Source organism: Microvirga aerophila (assembly GCF_003332305.1).
GTDB lineage: Bacteria > Pseudomonadota > Alphaproteobacteria > Rhizobiales > Beijerinckiaceae > Microvirga > Microvirga aerophila.
This window is the reverse complement of the sequence record NZ_QOIO01000109.1, coordinates 1-7403: the sequence shown is the minus strand read 5'-3', so window position 1 is coordinate 7403 and position 7403 is coordinate 1. Positions and strand designations below refer to the sequence as shown.

At 63.3% G+C, this 7403-nt stretch carries 8 protein-coding genes; 4 read left to right on the top strand and 4 right to left on the bottom strand.

What is annotated here, in order from left to right; all coding sequences use genetic code 11:
• Positions 1–368: 368 nt before the first annotated feature.
• From DRB19_RS28120 to DRB19_RS28105, 4 genes are all read right to left on the bottom strand, one after another.
• The gene (locus tag DRB19_RS28120; RefSeq protein WP_162815927.1) at positions 369–605 is read right to left on the bottom strand and encodes a hypothetical protein; all 237 of its coding nucleotides are present in this window, start codon (positions 603–605) and stop codon (positions 369–371) included.
• A gap of 107 nt (positions 606–712) precedes the next feature.
• Positions 713–2104 carry an adenylate/guanylate cyclase domain-containing protein gene (locus DRB19_RS28115; protein ID WP_114189275.1) on the bottom strand — a complete coding sequence of 464 codons (1392 nt, stop codon included), beginning with the start codon at positions 2102–2104 and terminating at the stop codon, positions 713–715.
• 156 nt (positions 2105–2260) lie between these two features.
• Positions 2261–2920 carry a flavodoxin family protein gene (locus DRB19_RS28110; RefSeq protein ID WP_114189274.1) on the bottom strand — a complete coding sequence of 220 codons (660 nt, stop codon included), beginning with the start codon at positions 2918–2920 and terminating at the stop codon, positions 2261–2263.
• A 59-nt stretch (positions 2921–2979) separates the two neighbouring features.
• Entirely contained in the window at positions 2980–3819 is an 840-nt protein-coding gene (locus tag DRB19_RS28105) for an SDR family oxidoreductase (protein ID WP_114189273.1), read from the bottom strand.
• A 93-nt stretch (positions 3820–3912) separates the two neighbouring features.
• Here DRB19_RS28105 and DRB19_RS28100 point away from each other — a divergent pair, with 93 nt between their 5' ends.
• The 4 genes from DRB19_RS28100 (at position 3913) to DRB19_RS28085 (ending at position 7291) form a co-directional block, all read left to right on the top strand.
• Positions 3913–4806, top strand: a complete 894-nt coding sequence (locus tag DRB19_RS28100) for a LysR family transcriptional regulator (RefSeq protein WP_114189272.1) — start codon at positions 3913–3915, stop codon at positions 4804–4806.
• Between the two features lie 178 nt (positions 4807–4984).
• Positions 4985–6037, top strand: coding sequence for an alpha/beta hydrolase (locus DRB19_RS28095; RefSeq protein WP_114189271.1), 1053 nt, complete (start codon positions 4985–4987; stop codon positions 6035–6037).
• A 115-nt stretch (positions 6038–6152) separates the two neighbouring features.
• Complete coding sequence (locus DRB19_RS28090; protein WP_114189270.1) at positions 6153–6629, top strand: cytochrome P460 family protein; 477 nt, start codon at positions 6153–6155, stop codon at positions 6627–6629.
• Positions 6626–7291 carry a DUF4405 domain-containing protein gene (locus tag DRB19_RS28085; protein WP_114189269.1) on the top strand — a complete coding sequence of 222 codons (666 nt, stop codon included), beginning with the start codon at positions 6626–6628 and terminating at the stop codon, positions 7289–7291. Before DRB19_RS28090 ends, DRB19_RS28085 begins: the two co-directional genes overlap by 4 nt.
• The last annotated feature ends 112 nt before the right edge of the window (positions 7292–7403 follow it).

Below are 7403 nucleotides of genomic sequence, written 5' to 3'. Positions count from 1 at the left end.
CTTATTGTGTCGAAGGATAAGCTTAACAATGAAGCTGCTGTGCTTGTAGGTAGCTGGGCAGATGCCTTTATGGGACCGTGGCTAACGACCGCTTCTGGCACATTTGCGAAGTAGACCGAATGTCTGCTGACAAAGGGGACAACAGACATTCCCGAGGCGTTGGCAATTTCCTCTGATGACCCGTTCCAGACCTTCTGAGCCCGCGCTTGTGATCAAGGAGGCTCAAGCGTCTTGTGGGAAGGGGCACGATGCCAGTTCGTCTAGTCAGACTTGCGCCTGACCTGCCCGACGCGGTTCAACACCTCACGAGGAATGCCATAGTCCCGCACTACAGCGTCCCAGTTCCGGAGGCCACATAGCTCCCTGGATCATGAAGGCCCAGACGAGGTCGGCTGCCCCGTCCAACAAGGCACGGCGACGATGCCCGTATCAGGTTCGTGCGCTTCAGCATCGAAGGCTCGCAATGCCGCAAGAGCCTGCTCGACTTGGCCACTTAGGGCTCCAAGCGTATGCGCTTTCTGCTCCCGCAGCTCGTGACCAAGCACGCTCCAGCCCGTCTCCGGCTGAAGGCTGGTCGACAGGCTCTGGGGGATGCGAACTGCCATCTCAAGTCTCCGCAACGTGACGATGTGGGGGAGATGGTGCGGCAGCCCTCATGGGTGAAGGCGACACCCTGGCGCAAGCCGGCACAGGCGACGCTCCGCGGCACCTGTCACGTGGCGATGTGGACGAGGATGCCCTGCTGCCGGCCCCGGAGCTGGATCTCGCGGGATGCCCGGAACCTCGTGAGCCACTCCGAGCCACCCGCAGCCTGGATGCAATCCTCTGAAGCGATGATCGAGCCGCCTACCGCCTGGGTGATCTCCTCAAGCCTGCTCGCCACGTTCACGACGTCCCCGACGACAGTGAATTCGACGCGCTCCCGGCCGCCCAGATTGCCCACTGTCACCGGACCGCAGTGGATCCCAATCGACACGCGCAGTGGATTGGCGCCGCGAGTGGATCTTTTCCGGTTCCAGCGCTCGATCTCCTGCTGGAGCTCGAAGGCACAGGCGAGCGCGCGGGCCGGCGCGTCCGGTTGCAGGCCGATGGAGCCGAAGGTGGCCATGAAACCGTCGCCCAGGTACTTGTCGAGGGTGCCGCCATGCTTGAACACGACGGCGCTACTGCGCTCCTGAAAGCTGCGCAGCAAGGCAAATGTGCGCTCGGGCGAGAGGGTCTCGGTGAGCTTGGTGAAACCGACGATGTCCGCGAACAGGACGGCCACCGTCCTTGTCGCCGGCTCTCCGAACGCCGTCCCGCCGCGCTTGGCGAGGGCCTCGGCCAAGTCCGGAGAGACATAGCGCGAGAGATCCGCGCGCACGACCTCGGCCTCGACCTGATTCAACAAGGTCCGCCGGCTGCGCCAGACGGCGAGTGTGATGAGAAGGGTAAACAGGGAGGTCGCGACAAGCTGGGTGTACCAGGCCGTCAGGCCGACAAAGGCAGGCTTCAAGGAGAGATCCAGGACCGCGGCTGACGTCAGCACCCCTTCCGCAGCCGCATCGTTGAACCGCAGCGTGTCCTGTTGCGAGTAAATCGAGAAGACCCCGATCGACCAGATGACGAGGATCGACACACCTGTCCAGAGCACCCTCCGCGGGGAGTAGGTGAGCGCAGCCTCTCCGAGGAGAAGGAGAACGTAGAGGAATTCCTGGCCGCGCAGGCGGATCTGAATCGGCCAGTCGTTGCCGAGACTGGCTGGGGGAGGGACCAGGATCGCGGCCGTCACCAAGGCCACGTCAACGACGATGAAGCCAAGCTTGATCGCCTCGCCGTGACGATGGTGCCGCAGGTGGTACGGGATATAGCCCAGGAGGAAGAACCCGAAGGCGTAGGTTCCGTAGTAGAGATCGCGCGGCCACGGGACGAGCCAGATGAGCCAGACGGAAACGATGATGATCGCGGTCAGCCTGGCGTAGAACGCGAACTGAAGGCCTTCGAGCTCCGCCTGTCGAATGCTCGCCTGTAGATGATCCTGTGAGTTTCTAGGAGACCAAAGCGATCGCATTGCCTGCAAGGCACTGGCCGCAAAGCCGATGATCCGGTTCGCCAAGTCAGACATGTGCTCGCTCTGCTGATCATGAAGGCTCTGGGTCTGAGCCTGATAGCATTCCAATGAGGGCCTTGCACGGTGCGAGCGGATACGGCGATAGGGTCAAGGCCGGGGCTTGGGCCCGGGGCCGGCAAGTCCCTGGTCAGTTCTCATCGCAGAGCAGCGTCACGCCTGGATCACCAGCTCTACAGTGGCGCTGCCACGTCGCCTGAGATCCCGTATTCGCGCGCGAGCCTCAGCCAGCAGATCCTCGCGGCTCTTCTGCCAGAAGATGCGGCCGCGGCGTAGGAAGAGGTGGTGGATGAAGCGGCCGCCTCGTGCCTCGACCCGCCTTGCGAATGCATCGATCTCCGTTTGCTCGAACCGGCTGTTGCCGGTCGTGACGAGCACGATTTCCTTGCCCGTAAGGTCAGTCTGCTCAACGTAAGACCAAAGCGGCGTCGCCGGGCGGAACATCCAGGTTGGCGACACCAGGAAGAGGCAGCGAGCCAGATCGAGATCGACGGGTTCGACCTCGATCCGCGGCAGCTCTCCCGCGTTCGCATCAGAGACGGCCTTTCCCTGACCCGAGAAGTCCAGGGGATAGTCCGCGGCGATGCGGGCGATCGGCGCATTGAACGTGCGTGCAACCTCCCGGGCGACGGCCTCGGAATGGCCGGAGCGCGAGTAGTAGACCACCGCAATCGCCCGGTTCGGCTCGCCCACCGGCGCATAGGCCTCGCTCGCGACGTAGGTCTGGTCTTTCACTGCCATCAAGGCAAAGGCGGCGATCCCAAGGACAGCCATGGTCAAGGCCAGGAGCAGTATGGATTTCCTGGTGCTCACGTCGGTCTCTCATGCGTATTCGGGCTTCGGGTCAGCCGAGGATACGGGTCGGAAAACCGCTAGGCGTGGTCGAAAGCCAGCGAAGCCGACAGGTCGCGATGCGCATCGATCTGCCCCTGGATCGCTGTCAGGTTGGCCTCGACAGCCGCCATGGCATCGGCCCCGGCCACGAAGCGCAGGGGCAGTTCTCCCGAGTCCGACAGGGTCACCAGCGCAGCCGCCAGCTTGGCCGGGTCACCCCCCTGCTGGCCGTTCATGCCCTTCCACGCTGCAATCGTCTGCGCCGTGCGGTCGTCATAATCCTCGATCGAGAGCTCCGGCCAGATCGTCGAAGCGCCCTCGACCAAGAGTTCGGTGCGGAAGAACCCCGGCTCGGCCGACATCGTGCCGATGCCATAGGGCGCCACGTCGAAACGCAGCGACCCCATCCAGCCTTCGAGCGCGAACTTCGATGCCGCATAGGCGACCACGAACTCCTGCCCGATCAGGCCCGCGGTCGACGTGATCGTGATCACCTGACCGCTGCGCTGTTTCCGCATGACCGGGAGAATGGCGCGGGTCACGTTCAGCGGGCCGAAGAAGTTCGTCTCCATCTGCGCCCGGAACTGTGTGGCGCTGATCTCCTCGAAATATCCGGCATAGAAGTTGCCGGCGTTGTTCACGAGAACGTCGATGCGGCCGAACCGATCGACCGCGGCCTTCGCGGCCGCGAGCGCGGCCTCCGGGTCGGTGATGTCCAGGGCGACGGTCAGCAGGTTGTCGCGTGCGCCGACGGCCTGGAGCATCCGGTCTGCATTGCGTCCGGTTGCGACGACGGAGTGTCCTGCGGCCAGGGCCTTCTGGGCGATATCGATGCCCAGCCCCCGGCCGGCACCTGTGATGAACCAGACCTTGCTCATGTCAGTCTCCTTTTCCGAGCACTGCATCTACCGCATCCATCAGTTCTCAATTAGATGGTATTATCGGCATGGACTTAGAAATCGGATTTCTGAATGCGCCGGGACAACGTGAATGATCTCACGGCCTTCATCGCGGTCGCCCGCGAGGGGAGCTTCACCAAGGCGGCGGCGCAGCTTGGCGTGTCCCAATCCGCGCTCAGCTATACGATCCGAACGCTGGAGGCCCGCCTGGGGCTTCGTCTCCTCACCCGCACGACGCGCAGCGTTTCCCTGACGGAGGCGGGCGAGCGCCTGCTTCGCAGCATCGGCCCCCACTTCGACGAGATCGAAAGTGAGATCGCCGCCCTCAGCGAAATGCGCGACAAGCCTGCCGGGACGATCCGCATCACCACCGTCGAGCACGCCGCCGAGACCATCCTCTGGCCGACCCTGGCCCCTCTCCTGGCCGAATATCCCGACATCGATGTCGAGATCATTAGTGAATACGGCCTCAAGGACATCGTCGCCGATCGCTACGATGCAGGCGTGCGGCTGGGGGAGCAGGTCGACAAGGACATGATATCCCTGCGGATCGGTGCCGAGCTCCGCTTCGCCGTAGTGGGCGCTCCCTCCTATTTCGAAGGCCGCGCAAAGCCTGACGTCCCGCAGGATCTGATCGAGCACAATTGCATTAAGCTCCGCCTGCCGACCCACGGCGGGTTCTATGCGTGGGAGTTCCAGAAGGACGGTCAGGAGCTCAAGGTGAGGGTCCAGGGACGGACCGCCTTCAACACGGTGGGGATGATGCGCCAAGCGGCGCTCGACGGCTTTGGGCTCGCCTACCTCCCCGAGGACCAGGTGGACACGGCAATCGCGGAGGGGAAGCTGGTCCGGGTCCTGGCGGACTGGTGCCCGCCGCGCCCTGCGTACCACCTGTACTACCCAAGCCGCCGGCAGCACTCGCCGGCCTTCGCGCTCGTGATCGAGGCGCTTCGCTATCGCGGGTAGGCGCATCTGCCCTCGAGAGGAACGGTCCCTCTGGCCGGATTGCCTCTCATTCAGAAAACAGCCTTCTAAGCCCATGCAAATCATACGGGCTAATCTCTCAATGTCCGACCGACTAACTTTGGTTGGTCACAGGCGCACGGGCGGCTGGGGCCTCACCGAAGCATGAAGGGACGACACCATGAGCACGATCGCTGGACTGAGCCGCCGCCAAATCCTCCTGAGCAGTTCCATTGTCTCTGTCGGCGTCCTGCTGGCTGGAGCCGCCTCCGCCACCCCGACCCCGGCACCGCAGAGCGCTGCCACCAGCGCGCAGACGGGAGACGTTGTCGTCAACAATGTCGAGTTCAAGAAGAACGACATCACCTTGGCCGGGAACGTCTACTATCCCAAGGGTTTCGACCGGAACCAGAAGTACGCGGCCATCGTGGTTGTCCATCCCGGTGGCGGCGTCAAGGAGCAGACGGCCGGCCTCTATGCACGGAAGCTTGCCGAGGAAGGCTTCGTCACCTTGGCCTTCGACGCGGCGCATCAGGGTGCTAGCGGCGGCTTGCCTCGCTTCGTCGATGATCCGATGAAGCGCGTCGGGGACATCTACAGCGCCGTCGACTACCTGGTCTCGCTCCCTTACGTCGATGCGGAGCGCATCGGTGCCCTGGGTGTCTGCGCCGGAAGTGGCACGACCGTGAAGGTGGCCATGACCGAGCGCCGCATCAAGGCGATCGGGACCGTGAGCGCGGTCGATGTCGGTGCCGCGACCCGCAAGGGCTGGGATGGCAAGGCGCCGGAATCCGCCCTGATCGAGACGCTCGAGGCCGTTGCCAAGCAGCGTTCGGCCGAGGCCGCCGGAGCCGCGCCGGTCTACGTGAACTACGTTCCCAAGATCGGCGACACGACCGCCCCTCGCGACCTCCAGGAAGCCGCCGACTACTACCTCACGCCGCGCGGCCAGCATCCCAACTCGACCAACCAGATGCTGATGACCAGCATCAGCACCCAGGCGTCGTTCACCGGGTTTGAGGGGGCAGACACCTTCCTGACGCAGCCGCTTTTGATGGTCGCCGGCGGCGAGGCAGGCTCGCTGTGGCACAGCCAGGAGCTTCACGCCAAGGCCGCCTCGGAGGCCAAGGAACTCTTCATCGTCGACGGCGCCACGCATATGGACCTCTACGACGGCGATGGTTCGTCCGTCGCAGCCCGCAAGCTGGCACCCTTCTTCAAGAGCAACCTCTAGTCGCCGCTGCTCCGAACCGAAGCCCTGGCTGTCTTCTGCGGAGGACGGGCCAGGGCAATCCCTCCCCCGCATCCTGCGCAATGCTCAAGCCTTGCGGCTGCTACAGAGGCTCCTCATGATCCCGGTGTACCAATTCTCCTTTACCGCAGCCATCATCGCCCTGCTGGCCCTGTTCGCGCCAGGAGCAATGGCTCAAGCCGAGAACAACCGCGCCACGTTTCCCGCCAACTTCGACCAGATGGTGATGTACGGCGACTACAGGCGCGGCACCGGCGGAGAGTTGGCCTATGCCCTCAGAGAAACCATTGATATCGCGAAGGCCGGCCAGCCATTGCCACCAGGCACTCGTCTTGTGCTGGAGATTTACAACAACGGCGCCCTGACCGGCTACTTCGTCATGGAAAAGGGGATCGATTGGGGCCTCGACTTCGCGGCCGAGCAGCGCACCGGCGACTGGCACTTCCAGCAGTTCGGCACCGACAAACAGGTTCGGCGGACTGCCATCGCCGCACGCTGCCAATCCTGCCATCAGTCCCAGGCCGCGGACGACTACATGTTCACGATCGACAGGATGCGGGCCCACATCCCGTGAGACCCTTGTTCCTGTTCTGCCTGTTCCTCGATTTGATGGCGGCCTGTTTATTGCTGGCTGCTCTCGCCTATGACTGGCTCGGCAATGCAGCCCATGAGGCCATCGGCACGGTTCTGTTCCTGCTCCTGATTGCCCACGGTATCTTCAACCGCCGATGGTACGGCACGATTGCGAAGGGCTGGCGCGAGCCTCGCAGGGCTGTCGCCAAGACGATCACTCTGTTCCTTCTGATGACCATGCTGGCTCTCGGCGTGACCAGCGCGATCATCTCCCAGGCGGTCTTCAGCTTCCTGCCATTGACCAGCACCCCGACCTCGCGCCAGATCCATGCATTGGTGGCTTACCTGGCCCTGCTAACCGTCGGGGCGCATCTTGGGCTGCACGGGCCGATGATCATGGGCTTGGTGCGCAGGTGGTCCGGTGTCGCGGGCAACAGCAAGCTCCGCACCTTCGCTCTGTGTGCCATGGCCGCAGTGATCGCAGCTTACGGGATTCACAGCCTGCACGTCGTCGATGTCATGTCAAAACTGTTCATGCGGACGACGTTGGAGTTCTGGGACTTCGAGACTTCGACGCCAGCCTTCTTCCTGCATCACGTCGCCATCGTGGGTCTGTGCGCGCTGCTTTCGTACTGCCTCGTCAAGTTGCTTCCTAAGGCATAGCCGAACCTCGGTGCGAGACCGTGAACGTCTCTTAATGATGCTGTGGACGGCTCCCACCCAGCGGTGAGGTAGCATGGCTGCTTCGAGCAGCCAGCGACACAGGAGCAGCCCA